This window comes from Vibrio sp. (assembly GCF_984391705.1).
Map to the genome: position 1 here is coordinate 1 of NZ_CFHWOM010000067.1, position 16,580 is coordinate 16,580.

Annotated in this window: 13 protein-coding genes; 7 read left to right on the forward strand and 6 right to left on the reverse strand. The window is 43.4% G+C overall.

Going from position 1 to position 16,580, the window contains the following annotated elements:
- The first annotated feature begins 325 nt into the window (after positions 1-325).
- From ispB to AC4MRV_RS19465, 3 genes are all read left to right on the forward strand, one after another.
- Positions 326-1,297 carry an octaprenyl diphosphate synthase gene (gene ispB / locus AC4MRV_RS19455; RefSeq protein ID WP_491188960.1) on the forward strand — a complete coding sequence of 324 codons (972 nt, stop codon included), beginning with the start codon at positions 326-328 and terminating at the stop codon, positions 1,295-1,297.
- A 409-nt stretch (positions 1,298-1,706) separates the two neighbouring features.
- On the forward strand, positions 1,707-3,458 hold the full coding sequence (locus AC4MRV_RS19460; protein ID WP_491188961.1) for a bifunctional lysophospholipid acyltransferase family protein/GNAT family N-acetyltransferase: 1,752 nt from the start codon (positions 1,707-1,709) through the stop codon (positions 3,456-3,458).
- A gap of 265 nt (positions 3,459-3,723) precedes the next feature.
- Complete coding sequence (locus tag AC4MRV_RS19465; protein ID WP_491188962.1) at positions 3,724-4,800, forward strand: TRAP transporter substrate-binding protein; 1,077 nt, start codon at positions 3,724-3,726, stop codon at positions 4,798-4,800.
- Positions 4,801-4,920: 120 nt separating this feature from the next.
- Here AC4MRV_RS19465 and glmS read toward each other — a convergent pair whose 3' ends face one another.
- Together glmS and AC4MRV_RS19475 are read right to left on the reverse strand one after the other, a co-directional pair.
- On the reverse strand, positions 4,921-6,750 hold the full coding sequence (gene glmS / locus AC4MRV_RS19470; protein ID WP_491188963.1) for a glutamine--fructose-6-phosphate transaminase (isomerizing): 1,830 nt from the start codon (positions 6,748-6,750) through the stop codon (positions 4,921-4,923).
- Between the two features lie 86 nt (positions 6,751-6,836).
- Positions 6,837-7,598 (reverse strand): DeoR/GlpR family DNA-binding transcription regulator, encoded by a 762-nt coding sequence (locus AC4MRV_RS19475; RefSeq protein ID WP_491188964.1) that lies wholly within the window; start codon positions 7,596-7,598, stop codon positions 6,837-6,839.
- Between the two features lie 429 nt (positions 7,599-8,027).
- On the opposite strand from AC4MRV_RS19475, the gene pykF reads away from it, so the two are divergent.
- Together pykF and AC4MRV_RS19485 are read left to right on the forward strand one after the other, a co-directional pair.
- The gene (gene pykF / locus AC4MRV_RS19480; RefSeq protein WP_491188965.1) at positions 8,028-9,440 is read left to right on the forward strand and encodes a pyruvate kinase PykF; all 1,413 of its coding nucleotides are present in this window, start codon (positions 8,028-8,030) and stop codon (positions 9,438-9,440) included.
- 215 nt (positions 9,441-9,655) lie between these two features.
- Complete coding sequence (locus AC4MRV_RS19485; RefSeq protein ID WP_491188972.1) at positions 9,656-10,279, forward strand: GntR family transcriptional regulator; 624 nt, start codon at positions 9,656-9,658, stop codon at positions 10,277-10,279.
- A 42-nt stretch (positions 10,280-10,321) separates the two neighbouring features.
- On the opposite strand, the gene AC4MRV_RS19490 is transcribed toward AC4MRV_RS19485, so the two are convergent.
- The 3 genes from AC4MRV_RS19490 to AC4MRV_RS19500 form a co-directional block, all read right to left on the reverse strand.
- A complete protein-coding gene (locus tag AC4MRV_RS19490; protein WP_491188966.1) occupies positions 10,322-12,202 on the reverse strand; it encodes a GGDEF domain-containing protein in 1,881 nt (626 codons plus the stop codon).
- Between the two features lie 100 nt (positions 12,203-12,302).
- Positions 12,303-12,998: an oxidative stress defense protein gene (locus AC4MRV_RS19495; protein ID WP_491188967.1), complete on the reverse strand. Its 696-nt coding sequence runs from the start codon at positions 12,996-12,998 to the stop codon at positions 12,303-12,305.
- A 96-nt stretch (positions 12,999-13,094) separates the two neighbouring features.
- Positions 13,095-13,991, reverse strand: a complete 897-nt coding sequence (locus tag AC4MRV_RS19500; protein WP_491188968.1) for a LysR family transcriptional regulator ArgP — start codon at positions 13,989-13,991, stop codon at positions 13,095-13,097.
- A gap of 141 nt (positions 13,992-14,132) precedes the next feature.
- Here AC4MRV_RS19500 and AC4MRV_RS19505 point away from each other — a divergent pair, with 141 nt between their 5' ends.
- Both AC4MRV_RS19505 and AC4MRV_RS19510 read left to right on the forward strand, forming a co-directional pair.
- Positions 14,133-14,753, forward strand: coding sequence for a LysE/ArgO family amino acid transporter (locus tag AC4MRV_RS19505; RefSeq protein WP_491188969.1), 621 nt, complete (start codon positions 14,133-14,135; stop codon positions 14,751-14,753).
- An 11-nt stretch (positions 14,754-14,764) separates the two neighbouring features.
- Positions 14,765-15,253: a YbaK/EbsC family protein gene (locus AC4MRV_RS19510; protein WP_491188970.1), complete on the forward strand. Its 489-nt coding sequence runs from the start codon at positions 14,765-14,767 to the stop codon at positions 15,251-15,253.
- Between the two features lie 48 nt (positions 15,254-15,301).
- On the opposite strand, the gene mscS is transcribed toward AC4MRV_RS19510, so the two are convergent.
- On the reverse strand, positions 15,302-16,168 hold the full coding sequence (mscS, locus tag AC4MRV_RS19515) for a small-conductance mechanosensitive channel MscS (protein WP_491188971.1): 867 nt from the start codon (positions 16,166-16,168) through the stop codon (positions 15,302-15,304).
- Positions 16,169-16,580 lie beyond the last annotated feature (412 nt).

The window sequence follows — 16,580 nt, forward strand, 5'->3', positions numbered from 1 at the left end:
TGACCTTCGCTTACACGGTGTTGTTTACCACCAGATTGGAAAACAGCGTACATATCTTACTCCGCTTTTTCCGCACAGCCATATGCATATTAAATGAGCATCTTGGGTGTGCGCTAAACTAATCATCAATAGGGCGCAGATTCTACAGAAGAGATCTCCCTATGACAAGCCATATTTTGAAAAAATTGGCGAAAAGCTGTTCGCCAATTAAAAGTGCGGCAATCATGCCCTTTAAGCATGTATTAATCAACGTTTTTTAGTGTATTATTCAGCGATTAAAGCAGATAAGAAGACCTTACAAGTTCTAACTTCAGCCGGATTTACCATGGATTTTAAAGCTATCCAAGCGCTAACTGCCGATGACATGGCAAAAGTGAATGAAACAATTCACGCCCAACTCAACTCAGACGTATCTTTAATCAACCAATTAGGTTTTTACATCATTAGTGGTGGTGGTAAGCGCATACGTCCATTGTTAGCAGTATTGTCTGCTCGCGCTTTGGGTTATCAAGGAACCGCTCATACGACGGCGGCAGCCTTCATAGAGTTTATTCATACAGCAACTTTGCTGCACGACGATGTGGTTGATGAATCCGACATGCGTCGCGGTAAAGCAACCGCAAATGCTGCATTTGGTAATGCTGCCAGCGTCCTCGTTGGTGACTTTATCTATACTCGCTCCTTTCAGATGATGACAGAGCTAGGATCAATGAAGATCCTTAAGCTAATGAGTGACGCAGTAAACGTTATTGCAGAAGGCGAAGTTCAACAACTAATGAACTGCAACGATCCGGATACCACGGAAGAAAGTTACATGCAGGTCATCTACTCTAAAACAGCACGCTTGTTTGAAGCTGCCACGCAGATCGGGGCTATTTTAAATGACGCTCCCGCTGAGGTTGAACTCGCACTCCAGAATTATGGTAAGTATTTAGGCACAGCATTCCAATTGATCGACGATGTGATGGATTACACATCAGATGGCGACGAAATGGGTAAAAACGTTGGCGATGACCTAGCAGAAGGCAAACCGACGCTGCCTCTGCTCTATGCTATGCAAAACGGTAATGAAGCCCAGGCGGCAATGATCCGTGAAGCCATTGAAAAAGCCAACGGCATGGAGAAGCTTAACGACATCCTCGCCGCTATGAATGAAACAGGCTCTTTAGAATATACGCAGCAGAAAGCTTATGAAGAAGCCGACAAAGCGATTGCAGAGCTTGATGTTTTGGAAGAGTCTGAATACAAAGACGCATTGATTACTCTGGCCCACATGGCCGTTCATCGCTCTAAGTAACTAGTACCTTTGCACACAACAACGGGAACCATTAGGTTCCCGTTTCTTCATCTAAACAATAGTAAAGGTGAAGTATTCCAGCTCAGCAAGTCGAAGGTAAATTGGCGCTTGTATTATCACTTATGAGTCTAGCGCTCATCTGTTTTCAGCAATAATGCCTGCTTACCCCGCACTGTCTAAATTAGCAACAAAACTTACTCTTAGATGCAAAATTAGTATATTTTGTGAGCAATATATTTTTTAGAGTGATTAAATAATCATTATTACATCTCCGCTTATCACTTAGCTCGGAGCTTCTTTCAATGTAATAGAAGTTTCATATAAGCATCATCACTCTTATATCTAATTGACCTGCTTTTGCAATATCTCATATCTAACCTCAAACAATACTCCCAGTATTGAGGTTTCCATGCATACTACTAGCCCATTTCGTCTTTCTCGAAGAACTCCTTTTGGCCTAGGAGAAAACCTAGCAGAATGGGCCACAGGCCTAAGTCAACTAGACCAATACTACGCCCAAAGACCAACTAACTGCGACACGCCGACTTTTCTCAGATTTACTTTAGAGATCCTAGGGATCGACTACCAGATTGTAAAAGGATCCCTCGAGAGCATACCGACGTCAGGACCGACAGTCGTTGTTGCTAATCACCCTCTAGGCTGTGTAGAAGGAGTGATCCTGGCTGAGCTACTGTTGCAGCAAAGAAGTGACATCAAGATCTTTGCAAACCAATATCTTAAGGCCGTACCTGAATTAGATGAGTTATTCATCGGCGTCGATGTCTTTGAAAGCAGCGAAGCGAGATCTGCTAACTTAAAAGCACTTCGTCAAGCTCATACACATTTAGGTCAAGGCGGAGTATTACTGTTGTTTCCTGCTGGGGAAGTATCTCAGTTGATAGATAGCAAGAGTCAACGCATTGAGGATAAAGAATGGAGCCGATCTGTAAGCAGCTTAATTAAAAAAGCAAAAGCGACCACCATCCCTATCTTTATCAATGGCCAGAATTCTAGAAGCTTTTACTTAGCAGGTAAGATTCACCCCCTACTTCGAACTCTAATGTTGGGAAGGGAGTTACTCAACAAGGCAAATGACCCTGTAAAACTATCAATAGGCTCTCCGGTAAAAATGGTAGAAATAGCCACATTGTCCGATAGCCAAATAGTCAGTTACCTTCGCTTAAATACCTACCTACTGAACCCTAGAAAAAGTTTACCCGCAAAAGATGCTTGTTCGTCTAAACCGTTACCGATAGCGGATCCTCTTCCACTGGCAGATATGCTCACCGATCTACATTCGCTCCCCAAAAAAGACAAACTGTTATCTAGCGGACCTTTTGATGTGTTCTGTACTCGATCAGAGTCTATCCCATCAATATTGCATGAGATCGGAAGGCTAAGAGAAATTAACTTTCGCCATGTAGGTGAAGGGACTGGACTCGAACTGGATATCGACCAATTTGATCAAAGTTACTACCACTTATTTATTTGGGATAACGATGAGCAATGCCTAGTGGGAGCTTACCGTCTTGGCTTGGTCGACGAACTGATCGAGAAAGGAGACATAAACAGCTTATACTCAAGAACTTTGTTTCATTACGATCGTCCTTTTATAGAGAGTATGGGTAAGTCGATAGAAATGGGACGCTCTGTCATCGATCAACGCTATCAAAAAAGCATGGGGGCACTTTTACTACTATGGAAAGGCATAGCGACCTTTGTTTCCCACAACCCCGACTACACTCACTTATTTGGGCCCGTTAGTATCAGTAACGACTACAGTCAGCAAGCCAGACTGCTCCTCGCAGAAACCATGACCTTACATCATTATGATCAAGACAAGGCCGAGCATGTCTCACCATTGAATCCGTTGCCGAAAGAGCCTTCGCTGTGGAATACCAGTATGCTTGCAGCCCTCGGAGATATGCAGCTACTCTCGCGTTTATTAGCTCGCATTGATGATGGAAAAGGAGTTCCGGTACTGCTGCGTCAATACCTAGCGCTCAGTGGTAAGTTAATCGCCTTCAATGTTGATCCGAAGTTCAATAACGCACTCGATGGATTGATTGTCGTCGATCTAAGACAGGTTCAGCCAAAAACGTTATCGCGTTATATGGGGATGAACCAGGCACAGCAATATCTCGATTATCACCAGGACTAACTCCCTAACATCGGTTCGATTAGTGCTGCGTGATATATGCAGCACTTTTGCTATCAAAATATTGTTCTTATGAAGATCCTTAATTTGCACAGATATGGTGCAGTCGAGATCATCTACTATTCATTCCTACCAAATCAATCAACCTTAACAGCGCCTTCTTTCAATACTTAATTCAATCGTAGAATAAAATTTGATTGACGAAAAATTCATCAAGAGAAAAGCTAACAAGCGATGACAAACACAACAATAAGGAAGTCGTAAGGTCATGCTGCCAAATAAACGTTCATTGCGTACTGCTGTTTTCAGCGCGTTATCACTAACGCTCGCACTTACCTCTTTTTCATCTGCTGCGGAAAAAGTGTACCGTCTAAAACTAGCCGAGACTTGGGGCCCCAATACTCCAATCCTTGGAGATGCCACAAAAAATATGGCAAAGCTGGCTGAAGAAATGTCCAACGGTAGACTTCAAATTCGGATTGATTCAGCTAATAAACATAAAGCGCCACTGGGCATATTTGATATGGTTAAATCAGGACAATACGATTTAGGCCACTCAAGCTCCTACTATTGGAAAGGCAAGGTCCCGAATACTTTATATTTTTCCTCCATGCCGTTTGGCATGATTTCTACTGAACAATACGCTTGGTTTTATCGTGGCGGCGGTATGGAACTGATGGAGAAAGTGTACGCACCACATAATCTACTCTCCTTTCCAGGTGGAAACTCAGACATTCAGATGGGTGGTTGGTTTAAGAAGGAGATCAATTCTGTCGACGATCTAAAAGGATTAAAAATCCGCATTCCAGGATTTGCGGGCGAAGTGATGGCAAAAGTGGGGGCGGCTCCAACAAACATCGCCCCTGGTGAATTGTATACCTCTTTGGAGCGCGGCACGATTGACGCACTAGAGTGGGTTGGGCCTGCATTTGATTTACGTATGGGCTTTCAAAAAATCGCTCCGTACTACTATACCGCTTGGCATGAGCCTGGTTCAGAAACCCAATTCCTAGTAAACAAAAAGAAATGGGACTCACTACCAAAAGATCTGCAAACGATCTTAGAAACGGCGTTTCGAGTCTCCGCATTCGATATGTACACTCAGGCCGTCGATGCCAACGCAAATAGCTGGGCAACCATGAGCGCTGAATACCCAAATATCAAAGTTCGTGACTTCCCGCCTGAAGTACTTAAAGCGATGCAAACAGCGACCGCTGAGTTACTCGAAGAGCAAGCAAACAGTGACGCTCTCGCTAAAGAGATTATTGAATCGCAAAAGCAATATCTCACCAAAGTACGTGCTTGGACCGATATTTCTTCAAAAGCATACTTAGAGAGTCAATGATTGATTCTCCTTATATAAAGCCAGCTTAATGCTGGCTTTATCATTATCTCGCGCTGCTACACCTTAAACTGGTGAGTGTAAATAAAAAGGCCAGACTTTAACGACTGGCCTTTTTGGGAGTTATTCTACGGTCACTGACTTAGCAAGGTTGCGGGGTTGATCGACATCTGTCCCCTTAATCAAAGCCACATAGTATGAAAGTAACTGTAAAGGCAGCGTGTAAACAATTGGCGCAATAAACTCATCACAATGAGGGACACTCAGTACCTTCATCGTTTCATCGCTTTCAAATGAAGCATTTGCATCTGCAAATACGTACATCAAACCGCCACGAGCTCGAACTTCCTCAACATTTGATTTCAGTTTCTCAAGTAACTCGTTGTTTGGTGCAACAACAATCACGGGCATCTCAGCATCAATCAGAGCAAGCGGACCATGCTTCAACTCACCTGCCGCATACGCTTCTGCATGAATGTACGAGATTTCTTTTAGCTTAAGAGCACCTTCCATCGCGATAGCAGACTGCTCACCTCGACCTAAGAATAGCGAGTGATGTTTGTCAGCAAAATCTTCGGCTAGCGCTTCGATCGACTCCGCCATCGCTAAAGTTTGCTCAAGCTTAGCTGGTAATGATTGCAAAGCTGACACTAACTGCGCTTCTTTCTCCGCACTTAGTGTGTTGTGATGACCAATGGCTCCCGCCAACATTAGAAGACCTGCTAGTTGCACCGTGAACGCTTTGGTCGACGCCACACCAATCTCAGCACCCGCTTTCATCATGTAGGCCATATCCGATTCACGTACAAGTGAAGAGCCTGGTACGTTACAGATTGTTAAGCTAGCCATGTACCCCATCTCTTTCGCCAAACGAAGCGCCGCTAACGTATCAGCCGTTTCACCTGATTGAGAAATGGTAACCAATAATGAGTTGTCAAAAACATGGGATTTGCGGTAGCGAAACTCAGAAGCAATTTCAACATTACACGACACACCAGCCCACTCTTCCAGCCAGTAGCGAGCCACTAAACCTGCGTGGTAACTCGTACCACAAGCGATGATTTGCACGTGTTTTACTTGGCTCAATAGTTCTTCAGCGTTGTCACCAAACGCTGACGCAATCACTTGACCAGCAGATAAACGACCTTCCAATGTGCGCTGAAGTGCCACTGGCTGCTCGTAGATCTCTTTAAGCATGTAGTGACGGTATTCACCTTTATCGCCAGCATCATGCGATACTTCAGTTTCTTTTACCTCACGCTCAACACGCTCACCTTGCGCATCAAAAACAGTAACTTCGCGACGAGTGATCTCAGCCACATCACCTTCTTCCAAGAACATGAAGCGACGAGTAACATTGAGCAATGCAAGTTGATCTGATGCTAAGAAGTTTTCACCAACACCAAAACCGATCACAATTGGGCTACCAGAACGAGCAACAACGATGCGGGAAGGATCTTTACGATCCAGGGCGACTGTGCCGTACGCGCCTTCTAATTGTTTCGCGGTTTTCTGTACCGCTTCGCGCAAGGTTTCAGATGTACGTAGCTCCCACTCCACCATATGAGCGATAACTTCGGTATCTGTTTGGGACTCGAATACGTAACCGCGTGATTGCAGCAGCTCACGCAGCTCTTCATGGTTTTCGATAATGCCGTTGTGAACGACTGCGATATCCCCAGACATGTGTGGGTGAGCGTTTACTTCTGACGGTTCGCCATGAGTTGCCCAGCGAGTATGAGCGATACCTGTACCACCAACCACTTGCGCCGAATCCACTGCTTCAGCGAGCTCTTGTACTTTACCCAAGCGGCGTAAACGAGTCAGGTTTGATTCTGTATCCACAACTGCGACACCCGCTGAATCATACCCGCGGTACTCTAGGCGGCGTAATCCCTCAACTAAAATTTCTGCGACATCTCGTTGTGCAACTGCACCGACGATTCCACACATAATGTTAACTCCAATTTATCTGATTCCGAGTGGCAGCAAGCAAAGGCCAAAAGCGGATAGGTTTATTTCAATTTATTGAAAACGTATTAGGCGCAAATCACTTTGGTACCGTGCGACTCAATGATTTGCTTAGATTCAAGCTCTAAATCTTTATTGGTAATTAATATATCGACACAATCCCAAGCTAACTCCAAGTTGGGGATCTTGCGACCAATCTTTTCGGATTCGACCATAACAATCACCTCACGAGAGACTTCTGCCATGACCTTACTCAGCCCAACTAACTCATTGAAGGTTGTCGTACCGCGCTCAAGATCCACACCATCTGCACCGATGAAAAGCTGATCAAAGTCATATGATCTTAGAACAGATTCAGCGACTTGCCCTTGAAATGACTCTGAGTGGGCATCCCATGTACCACCCGTCATCAGCAATGTCGGCTCACTCTCAAGTTCATTAAGCGCGTTGGCTACAGTTAAAGAGTTCGTCATCACCACCAAACCACGCATGCCATCTAGTTGCTTAATAAGCGCTCCAGTGGTACTTCCGCTATCAATCACTATGCGATTATGTTCACGGATCAACTTAGCGGCCGCTTCTGCCAGTTCATTCTTACGAATCGAAACATTCTGGTTGAGCTCATCATTCATAACCTCTTTTGGCAAAGCTATTGCTCCACCATAGCGACGAAGAAGCTGGCCATTTTTTTCCAATGAAGCCAAATCCTTTCTAATTGTGACTTCAGAAGTAGAAAACTGAACAGATAATTCCTCGACACTGACTTCGCCTCTCTCATTAACCAGATTGGAAATAGCGTGTCTTCTTAGCTGTGTGTTTCGTTTCGACATTTATTAATTACTTTAAAGTTTCGAAGTGAAAGAAATTATAGTCAAGTCGAAACTTTTAAGTCCATTTATTTCGATCCAAAAAATTAATAAATAGCGAAGAAACCTTGTCCTAAGACAATTCTTAAGCAGTGATATTGAAATCATTCGGTGGTAGAATGCGCCACCTAAAAGAAAAAAAATTACAGAATTGACCGTTATTTTTTTGCAACTTACTGGCTATATCCTAGGTTAGTCACATAAATGCGGATTAATTGAGCATCAAGTTGGTCATAAAATGACTAAACTTATGAAAGACTTTCAGTTCTGGAGCCCATGAAATTATCGGCTACATTTATAAGTTGGCAGGCACTAAATGCCTAAATGTAACCCTTGCTTCAGACCAATAACCAACTTTCAAATTGTAAATATATCGACCGGAGAGTATCTTCCATGAAAAAGACCAAAATCGTATGTACGATTGGCCCTAAAACTGAATCTGTAGAGAAGCTAACTGAACTAGTAAACGCAGGCATGAACGTAATGCGCCTGAACTTCTCTCACGGTGACTACGAAGAGCACGGCACTCGTATCGCGAACTTCCGTAAAGTTATGGAAGAGTCTGGTAAGCAGCTAGCGATCCTTCTAGACACTAAAGGTCCTGAAATCCGTACGATCAAACTAGAAAACGGCGACGACGTTGATCTAGTAGCAGGTCAAGAGTTTACTTTTACTACTGACACAACTGTTGTTGGTAACAAAGACAAAGTTGCAGTAACTTACGCTGGCTTTGCTGCTGACCTAAACGTTGGTAACACTATCCTAGTAGACGACGGTCTAATCGAAATGGAAGTTATCGCAACTTCTGAAACTGAAGTTAAGTGTAAAGTTCTTAACAACGGTGCACTAGGCGAGAACAAAGGTGTTAACCTTCCTGGCGTTTCTGTAAACCTACCAGCTCTATCTGAAAAAGATAAGAACGACCTTAAATTTGGTTGTGAGCAAGGCGTTGACTTCGTAGCTGCTTCTTTCATCCGTAAAGCTTCTGACGTTCAAGAAATCCGTGAAGTACTTGCTGCAAACGGCGGCGAGAACATCCACATCATCTCTAAGATCGAAAACCAAGAAGGTGTTGATAACTTCGACGAGATCCTAGAGCTTTCTGACGGTATCATGGTTGCTCGTGGTGACCTAGGTGTTGAAATCCCAGCTGAAGAAGTAATCTTCGCTCAGAAGATGATGATCGAGAAGTGTAACCGTGCACGTAAGATGGTTATCACAGCAACTCAAATGCTTGATTCTATGATCAACAACCCACGTCCAACTCGTGCAGAAGCGGGTGACGTTGCGAACGCAATCATGGATGGTACTGACGCAGTAATGCTTTCTGGCGAAACTGCTAAAGGTAAGTACCCAGTTGAAGCTGTTACTATCATGGCTCAAATCGCGAACCGTACTGATTCTGCTCTTAAAGCTGAGCTAGGTTCTCGTCTAGACAGCCCACGTCTACGCATCACTGAAGCAGTATGTAAAGGCGCAGTAGACACAGCTGAGAAACTAGCTGCTCCACTTATCGTTGTTGCAACTGAAGGTGGTAAGTCTGCACGTTCAGTACGTAAGTACTTCCCAACTGCGAACATCATCGCTCTAACAACTAACACTAAGACAGCTGCACAGCTAGTTCTTACTAAAGGTGTTACACCAGTTGTTGTTGAGGCAATCGAAAGCACTGACGCATTCTACGTAGCGGGTAAAGAAATCGCTCTAGAATCTGGTCTTGGTAACAAAGGCGACATCGTTGTTATGGTTTCTGGCGCTCTAGTAGCTTCAGGTACAACGAACACAGCTTCAGTACACGTTCTATAAGAATTTAAGTACTTTCTCACCATTTGATAAAAAGAGGGCTTCGGCTCTCTTTTTTTTATATATTCCACTTGCTCCCATATTCAGTACGCTGTATTATCAAACAACTACCTCGGTATTTCGTACCGTTAAAATTCAATTAGTTTTATATAACAGCATTTTGAGTGAGTGAGGAGCAGATTGTGTCTAGCCCAACATTGACAGATAAAGTCGCAAAAATGATTTATCTGGATATCCTGAATGGCGAACTTAAGCCAGGACAAAAGCTTGTAGTTGCAGAACTAAAAGCTAAATACAACGTTGGGGCATCTCCTATCCGTGAAGCTCTAGTTCAATTATCTTGGACCAATTATGTCAACCTTGAACCTCAAAAAGGTTGCTGGGTTGCTTCAGTCACACTTGATGAGCTCACTGACCTATATCAGAGCTTGCGCTTTGTGGCGGCGGCACTGTTAAAACAAGCGATTGAGTCTGGCGATGAAAGTTGGGAGCTTGAAGTACTGACTTCATTCCATAAATTATCTCGCATCAAAAACTCTCAAGAGCGCTTCGATTGGACTGAATGGGAAGAGCGTCAGCATCAATTCCATGTATCGCTACTTGAAGGTGCGAAATCAAAGCAAATGTTCAACTTCTTCAATGATTTGATTAATCAGGTGAAACGCTACCGTTACTATGCTTTAGCAAATGGTTTGGACATCAGTGTTCTCGACCTTGACGAATATGAACACATAATGAAGCTTGTGCTTGCGAAAGATACAGACAAAGCCACTGAGATGTTTGAGAAGCACCTAAGCCGTTCGATGATGAATATTCAAGGCGTTATTGAACAGGCAGCCTAACTCGTCAAGATGTAAAAAAATCGAGCGTTTAAGCTCGATTTTTTATGCAACCTCATCCGTCGAATGACAAATTGAAACTTGGTTTCTACCCAGTGTTTTTGACTCATACAGAGCGATATCTGCGCACTTATAGCTACGGGTTCTATCAGAAAGCAAATCTGTTATTCCCGCACTGATTGTGACGGAAAGATCTGATGCCAGCTCAACAGCTACTCGCAACCTATTAATGGCAAGCTCCGCTTCGGCTAGACTCGTATGAGGTAAGATCACCGCAAACTCTTCCCCTCCAATACGAGCAATAAAGTCCGTATCTCGCAAGGTGTCTTGCAAAATAGCGCCCACCCTTTTGATGACCCTATCTCCTTCATCATGCCCTTGTTGATCATTCACTCGTTTGAAATGGTCAATATCTAATAAGGATAAACAGGTGGTTTGATCAGCATAACGCTCTAACAGCTTCGCATGATTTCGTAACTCTGATTCAAACTTTCTTCGATTCCATAGTTGAGTAAGTTCATCTTTTTCACTTAATACTCGTAACCTTTCCTCGAGCTTTTTTCGCTCTGAGATGTCTACGAAGGAGCTGATGTAATAGCTAACACGCCCAGACTTGGCCAGCACACTTTGAATCCGCAAGATTGCTGTAACCGATTCTTCAGAATCAGGTTTTGCGAAAGCAACCTCTCCTTGCCAATAATGCGCATTAGCGACTTGTTCAAATATCTCAAGAAGTAAGTCAAGCTGAGCCTCTCCAAGTAACTTGACTAAGCTGTTCTTGGAGCTGATTTCACTTTGAGTCACACCAGTTAGATCGACAAACTCGTCATTGACCATTATGGCCCGATGGTTTCGATCTGAAATGATCACCGCAGACATGCCACTAAGTGCTGCGCGGGCAAGTTGGCTTTCAATACTGCGCTTACGATAGTGAATAACTAACCAAGTTGCCGGTACCACGAATGCCAACATCAGCAGTATCACTAATGATGCTTGTTGAACTAAATCAGAAACATCTCGCTCGGTTAACGCATCAAGTTGCTCAGGGCTAACCTGAATCACTAAGTAAAGACGTTGTTGTGGAGACCAAGAAATCTCGTTAAATGCCGTTAAATAACCATTTTCAAGTAGGTACCCAAACTGCTCACGTTGGACGCTGCTCCAGGTGATAGGGAATGAAGCGGGCACATTGTATTGTTTTCGACTTTCAATTAAATCGCCAAACAATTTACTTTGATTTTCACTCGCAAGATAAAAACCGCTCTCTCCCACTAACTCAGGACTAAAGATCTCATCTGGGGAATAGCTTAGTCGGGAGGCCAAATACCAGACATCAATATTAACGACCAAATAACCCGTTTTAACGCCTTCAACAAACACAGGAGTAAAGAGTCTTAAGGTTGGCTGATATGGGATCACCAACTCTCCATTCTCGCGCTCTAAATCGATACTGGAAGCTCCGACTTGATTCTCAGGTAATGCTGCCGCTTGCTGAAAATACGACGTATGGGACACATTACTTAGAGTGTCAGGCAGGCTAACTCGATTGTCACTGTATCGATAATTCACCTGGAGCTGTTCTACTCCTTGCAAATTTATATAGCGAATCTGCGTATACCAACGCTGGTTCAACGCGACAGATTGCCATACTTCCTCGATAACTCTCTTGTTTTCTACCGTTGGAGATTGGACATAGTCATATAGGTTTCGACTATGGGAAAGCAGTTCAATAATTGAAAGAAATTGACTGTGAAAAGAAAGATATTCGCGCTCGCTATAAGCCAACTGATGCACAGCTTGCTTAGCCGTTTGGCTGATCATCTGCTCTTTTAGCTGATGAAAGCGCTGAAAGTAGTAAGTGGTTACTATCAACATAAAGAAGAGAGTAGTTGCTAATAAATACGAAAATACATATTTATGACGCATTTTTTAACTACTCCTAATCCTTTGGCTGATTAGTATACCACTTACCTTACAATGGATTAAGGATTAGACGAATAATTCATAACAATTATATTAATAGCTATTAATCTAATCGGTAAATTACATCCACGCGATCACGAATAACAATGGTCGAATCTTGATAAGTATTCGATTCTGCTTTCGAATCCATCGCCATTGAGCGCATTAACACAGGCTGAGAACTTGGCATGTTGTAGTCGATGCGCCACACACCTTTAAGTTCTTTATCAAACCCCTCAGCAAGAAAGTCAGCTTTATTGTTAGCATCTTTTATCGCAGCCATTCGAGCCTGATCTTGATATTTTGCCGGCTCTTTTACCTTAAGTTGGATATTATCGACTTGGTTGATTCCCGCATTAAGCGCGGTATCTAAATATCGATTGAGTTTGTCGAGCTCATTAACCGTAACATTCACTGTACGACTTGCGCGATAACCAACCAGCTCTGGCTTACCTTTCTTAGGGTAGTGATATTGCGGAGAAATATAGAGATTTGAACTAGTAATGCTATCGCCTTGAACACCTTGCGCTTTTAACGCTGTCAGAAAGTCGGAGACGACTTTATCGACCGATTGCTTTGATTGCTCTGCCGTCATGGTTGTTTCAACGACTCTCACCGTAAATTGCGCCATATCCGGCTTAGCAACAACTTCACCATACCCGGTTGTGACGAGATGAGGGAAATCTGGCGTATTAGCCAATGCGCCAAAACTCAGAGTAGTTAATGACAATGCCGCAAGAACAGATGGAAATGCTTTCATACTAAATCACCCTATCGGATTAACTGCATACATCATAGGTAACGAACTAACTTTGACCAAGCATTCGGAGCTGTCCTGACAAAGAATTTACTCAACCTACTTTGGCAACTTCTCGTGACTATATTCTACGATTGCTTGAGTTACCTGTTGTAAGATTCCTGTCTCTAACTGCCAATGGTGCCAATACATTTGGAAACTCAATTGAAAACCAGGCATAAGATCCACCAACCGTCCATCGGCCAACTCTTGAGCAATTTGCAATCTTGGGATTAAGCAGTAAGCCACACCTAACAAGGCAAGGTTCACAAACGCTTCCGAGCTCGCGACATGGTGATGAACAACCGCCTCAGGGGAAAGATTGAAGTGCTGTTTTAGAAACAGATGGTGCATTCTATCGTATTGATCATAAGAAACAGCTGGCGCCAGCTTCAACGCTTCACGGGTAACCCCTTTAGCAAAATAGCGATCAGCAAATTCAGCGTTTGCCACGCATACATAATCCATTCGCCCCAAGTATCGACTTTCACACCCCAATAGCGAAGCAGCTTCCCAACTGATCGCGCCAGTCACCTCGCCTTTTCTTAATTTATCTAACGTACGATCTTCAAGGTCGACAGATAAGTTAAACTCGACTTTCTTTTGTTTCATGATTGGTGTCAGAGCAGGAAGAAGCCAAGTCGCTAGACTATCGGCATTGGTCGCTATAGATACTTGAATAGGTCGTTCGCTTTCACTGTTAGTGAGTTCAGGCAAAACTTCACGCTCAAGCAGTTGGACGCGATGGTAAAACCCCATTAACTGCTTGCCAGTCACAGTTAACCGCAGCGGCTTTTCTCGGATCAGGACGGGTTTGGCAAGAAATTTTTCCAATTGCTTGATACGCTGAGACACGGCGGATTGAGAGATACATAGCTCGCTTGCCGCTCGTTCAAAACTCCCTTGGCTAATCACGGACTCCAGTGCTTCGATCCACTTATAGTCTAACCCTCTCATGCTTCCCTTACCTATCAAACCCAAACTAGATTATTATTAGAAAGATTAATATTACATTAAAATCATTAATTTCACTTATTTTCCCACTTTGAATATCTTGCTTCTACCTTACTGAATTAACCTACATTTGGAGAAGTAGACGTGAATATCTGGCTAGTTTTACAAGGGTTTGGGCTAGGCGCCAGTATGATCATACCGATCGGTGCACAAAATGCTTTTGTATTAAACCAAGGAATTAAGCGACAGCACCATATCACTACAGCAACAATATGCAGTCTGCTCGATACGCTGTTTATCTCTTTGGGCATCTTTGGTGGCGGCGCTCTATTGGCTCAAAATACCCTTTTGCTTACCTGCGTCACTATTGGCGGCATTGCCTTTCTTATCACCTATGGCGTGATATCACTACGAAGCGCATTTCGTCATGACTCACTCCTCAAGCATGCTAGTGAAGTGAGTTCACGAGGGCGCAAAGCAGTCATCGCAGGTGCGCTTGCCGTCACAGTATTAAACCCGCACTTATATTTAGATACAGTAGTGATTCTGGGATCAATCGGCGGCCAGTTCACTGGTGATGATCGAATTGCCTTTGCATTAGGTACTATTCTCGCTTCATTTGTCTGGTTCTACTCCCTATCTCTGGGTGCAGCAAAATTGGCCCCTACGCTATCGCGACCAAAAGTCAGAAAAGGAATAGACCTAGCTGTAGCGCTAATGATGTTTAGCATCGCCTCTATTTTGCTATCAGAGCTATTCGCATAAAGGAATATATAATGGAAACCCTCGAGCAACTTTATCGATATAACATCGACTTGCTGACGCAGCTCGATATTCAGTTCACCCAATGGCAACATGAGCCAATTTTGGACTTCGCGACAGATATTCTCGTCGCCAAGCGACTTGGCTGGACAGGTACCCACAGTAAGAGTTTGTTTCTCAAATTGAAGGGAGGAGGATATGCTCTGTACCTAACAGAAAAAGATAACAGACTCGATGGCAAGTTGATTAAGTCTCTACTAGGAAAAAGACCGTCTGTATGTGGAGATCAAGAGATGACTGAACAACTGGGCTGCGTGCCAGGTGCTGTCTGTCCATTTGGTATTCCTGCAGAGATCCCCATAATAGTGGATACTGGGCTTTATCAAACAGAAGAGCTGCTTTATACCCCAGCCAAACCAGAGTTCACCATTGGTTTCTCCGGTAGCTATCTGAAGCGCCTTCTAGACCACATCGAGAATAGAGTCTTTGAACTCTCTACTTAACAAAAAAGCGAGGCTAAATGCCTCGCTTTTAAGCTTGAGAGCTTTGAATTAAGCGTCTACTTTGTTTAGGTGAACATCCATTTGTGGGAATGGAATTTCGATACCTGCCGCATCAAGCGCTTCTTTAATTGCTTGAGTCGAGTCAAAGTATACGTCCCAGTAATCAGACGTCTTACACCAAGGACGGACAACGAAGTTAACAGATGAATCTGCAAGAGCTAGAACACCAATTTGGATATCAGGGTTCTTCAAAATACGCTCATCTTTTTCTAGAGTTTCACGGATCACTTGCTTAGTTTGTTTTAGATCGGCGCTGTATGACACTCCAATCACCAAATCCACACGGCGTGTTTCGTGACGTGAATAGTTAGTAATCGCGCCGCCAATAACAGAAGAGTTTGGTACTACAACCATTTTGTTGTCTGGTGTTTTTAGTACAGTCTGGAAGATTTGAATGGCTTCCACGCTACCAGCAACACCACCAATTTCGACGTAATCGCCAGATTTGAACGGACGGAATGCTACAATCAATACGCCAGCAGCAAAGTTTGAAAGTGATCCTTGAAGAGCAAGACCAACAGCAAGACCTGCCGCACCGATAACAGCAACCACAGACGCCGTTTGAACACCCAGACGACCCAACGCCGCGATCAATACAATAACGAATAGCAAGTAACGAACAAGGCCGTGAATAAACTCAACAACCGCCTTATCCATATTTTTCTTGTCTAAAACCTTAGCAACGCTATTTGCTACCGCTTTAACAATAATGTTACCGATGAATAAGATTAGAACAGCAGAAATAATGTTTATACCATACTGAACTAAAAGATCAGAGTTCGCCGTTAACCATTTTTCCGCGTGGCTTAATCCGTCAACTAGGGGAGTTTCAATTCCCGTTGATTCACTTGCCATATTTGTATCCTCTAAAAATGTAATGGTTCTATGAACCAAACTGCTTTCTATTACTAATTAACCTTGACTCGCTTATCCATTCACTGAAGCAATGTCATTTTTTTGGCACGATATCTCATTTTTTGCCATTCTCAAAGTCATGTTTTTGCAAAGAGATTAAAAACAAAGGTTTATCAGAAAACTCTGATATCGGCTTGTTACAGATTACGCAAAGGTTTTACATTACGCCAGAAATTTTACGCCATTACATAGTGATTAACGAGCTAAGTATCAGATATAAAAAAACCCGCTCAATGAGCGGGTCTTTCTGTAACAGAGTAGAGACTAAATTATAGTACGTCTACTGCGTTTAGGTCTGCGAATGCTTTCTCAAGACGAGTAACCATAGAAGCTTGACCAGCACGTAGCCATA